The sequence below is a fragment of the Ruegeria sp. AH12 genome (assembly GCF_056541465.1).
Window position 1 is genome coordinate 1 of record NZ_JBQFYL010000104.1, and the last position, 904, is coordinate 904.

Below are 904 nucleotides of genomic sequence, written 5' to 3' on the forward strand. Positions count from 1 at the left end.
AGCGCAGATCCCTTGAAAGCGCGCAATGTGTGACTTTGATCCGGGCGATCTCGTAGGGCCTTGGGTTGGTTAACAAAAATCTCCGGCCCCAAGGCCATAGCCATATCCATGCATAGGTCCAGAATTGCCTGTCGATCAGGGCCATCGGTCAGATAGTTGGGCTTCATTTCCTCGGCCATCACATCGCTTAGCCGACCGTTTTTAACCGCCTCTATCTGGGGCTCACGCCTCGCCTTGACCTGATCCACCTCTGCCAGCGGGTTGGTGTCCATCAACGCCATCCCCGCTACACGCCCCGGTGCTTGCCGCAGCATTTCCATCGCAACAATGCCTCCCATGGAAAGACCGGCCAATGCGAACCGGTCGGGCGCGTGTTTTAAAACCTCGGCGGCCAGAGCCTGCATCGTATCATGCGCACCAATGGGGGCGACAAGTATCGGATATCTGCCAGACAATGCACCAATTTGCGGCGAGAATAGCCGAGCATCGCACATCATGCCCGGCAAAAGGACAAGTGGTGTCATTTGACCAGAGCAGCCCCTTCGGCCAGCGCACTCAGTTTGGCATAGGCGATATCAGGATCGACAGCGCCAAACCCCGCAAAAGTGCCAAAACCGCAATCCGATCCGCCAATCACCCGCTCCGCTCCCACGATGTTCACGAACCGCTCAAGACGTTGCAGGACCAATTCAGGGTGTTCGACAAAGTTCGTGGTGGTATCGACCACGCCCGGCACAAGTACCTTGTCATCGGGTATCTCGGACTTGCGGTCGCGGAACACCGTCCATTCATGTGCATGGCGCGGGTTCGAGGTTTCAAACAGCACATAGCGCGACTTGGTTGACATCAAAGTCGAGAACACCTTGTCCATTCCGATATCGCAGCAATGCGGACCTTCGTAATT

The 904-nt window shown here is 56.2% G+C and carries 1 protein-coding gene and 1 pseudogene; both read right to left on the reverse strand.

The features are described from left to right. Positions 1–524, reverse strand: a 524-nt coding sequence (locus ACR0EL_RS21925) for an alpha/beta hydrolase (protein ID WP_480502278.1), incomplete at its 3' end; no start/stop codon positions are given. Continuing rightward, positions 521–904: pseudogene (locus tag ACR0EL_RS21930) on the reverse strand (epoxyalkane--coenzyme M transferase); the annotation flags it as partial. The pseudogene ACR0EL_RS21930 and the gene ACR0EL_RS21925, both read right to left, overlap by 4 nt.